At 53.7% G+C, this 732-nt stretch carries 1 protein-coding gene; it reads right to left on the bottom strand.

All coding sequences use genetic code 11. The features are described 5' to 3' along the window. Positions 1 to 539: DUF4372 domain-containing protein (locus A3754_RS25975; RefSeq protein ID WP_156496827.1), on the bottom strand; the 539-nt coding region annotated here is incomplete at its 3' end. Between the last annotated feature and the right edge of the window lie 193 nt (positions 540 to 732).

Below are 732 nucleotides of genomic sequence, written 5' to 3'. Positions count from 1 at the left end.
TGCCGACAAAGACAAGCAGATGCTCGCCATCGCCATGGATGTCCCCCATAGCGTTCTGGCACATGGGTGCCATGGTTGAGTCCGACACTCAGCTTCACGTTGCAGGTATCCGGCCGGTGGGCAGCCCAGGGAAACAGCTTGAGGGACAGGTTGATGGCACTCGCATCCAGTGAGTAGAGAGGGTTCTTGAAGCGGAACTTATGGGAGCTGGGGCTATTTCTGCAGCGCTGGAGCAGCTTGTAGAACAGCGCTTCGTAGAGCTCCGCCGGCTGCTTCTCATTGAGCCTTGCCAAGGTAGAACGGGCAACGGGTTTGGCGCCAAGGTGGAAAAGCTTATGCTTTTGGCTCTCCAGGTTCGACTGGATATCGCTCAGGCTCTGACGGCCGGAAAGCTGAGACATGGCCATGCCAATGAATTGATCCCAGCGCGTGGCGGATCTCAGTTTTTGCCCGTGATGATGCTCTTTGGCCAGCCTCTCAAAATCATGTCTCGAAACCGGTTTGAGCAGTTGGTGAAAGGCGGTGTTATGATGTGACAAAGCCTGAACCTCCCTGATCACAATGTTTTCCTCGCAGAATCATTGTAACCAGTTCGGTTCAGGCTTTTTCATTTGTCCCTCAACTGTGGGACAGCAGTGGGCGCAATGCCGGCTTTTTTGTGGCGAGTCGTTGGCTGGAAGTGTTATTCGATATTCTGGATCTGCTCCCGCATCTGCTCAATCAACACCTTTA

It is taken from the genome of Alcanivorax sp. HI0083 (assembly GCF_001635175.1).
Note: the sequence above shows the minus strand (reverse complement) of the source record. Positions and strands in the feature narration are given on the sequence as shown.